This window comes from Flavobacterium microcysteis (genome assembly GCF_006385255.1).
Taxonomy (GTDB): domain Bacteria; phylum Bacteroidota; class Bacteroidia; order Flavobacteriales; family Flavobacteriaceae; genus Flavobacterium; species Flavobacterium microcysteis.
On the sequence record NZ_VFJE01000029.1, the window covers coordinates 1 to 465 of the forward strand.

The 465-nt window shown below is 42.8% G+C and carries 1 pseudogene; it reads left to right on the top strand.

Annotated elements, in window-relative coordinates:
- Positions 1-465 (top strand): annotated as a pseudogene (locus FJA49_RS18315) (gliding motility-associated C-terminal domain-containing protein); the annotation flags it as partial.

Genomic DNA, 465 nt, shown 5'->3' on the forward strand with positions numbered 1-465 from the left:
AGACACCTGCAGGAACTTACACTATCGTATACCAATTGTGTGAAATATTAAACCCAACTAATTGTGATTCTGCAACGGTAACTGTAGTTGTGGAAGAAGCACCAATCGATGCGGTAAATGACAACCCGACTCCGGTTAACGGATATGAAGGAAATACAGATGTAGTGAACGTATTGGATAACGACACATTAAACGGTGTTCCGGTTATTCCATCACAAGTAACTGTTACGGTAACGACTCCATCAACAAACCCAGGTGTGGAATTAGATCCAGCAACTGGAACGGTAAGCGTAGACCCACAGACACCTGCAGGAACTTACACTATCGTATACCAATTGTGCGAGATATTAAACCCAACTAATTGTGATTCTGCAACGGTAACTGTAGTTGTGGAAGAAGCACCAATCGATGCGGTAAATGATAACCCGACTCCGGTTAACGGATATGAAGGAAACACTGATGTAG